Below are 231 nucleotides of genomic sequence, written 5' to 3'. Positions count from 1 at the left end.
CGAGGAGCTGAACCTGACGCAGCCCGCCGTATCGCTGCAGGTTCGGCTGCTCGAGGAGGCGGTGGGCGCCGCTTTGCTGCAGCGGGTGGGGCGCGGCGTGCAGCTGACCGCGGCCGGCGAAATCGTCGCGCGCTACGCGCGCGAGATCCTGCATCTGTGGAGCGAGGCCGGCGACGAGGTGGCCGCGCTGACGGGCGATCTCGGCGGCACGCTGCGCATCGGCGCGATCAC

1 protein-coding gene is annotated in these 231 nt (G+C 73.2%); it reads left to right on the top strand.

The features are described 5' to 3' along the window. Positions 1-231 (top strand): LysR family transcriptional regulator (locus SB816_RS35375; protein WP_410548668.1); only part of this gene is annotated, 231 nt, incomplete at both ends.

Source organism: Achromobacter sp. SIMBA_011 (assembly GCF_046535435.1).
Classification (GTDB): domain Bacteria; phylum Pseudomonadota; class Gammaproteobacteria; order Burkholderiales; family Burkholderiaceae_B; genus Achromobacter; species Achromobacter dolens.
This window is presented reverse-complemented; position numbering and strand designations above follow the sequence as displayed.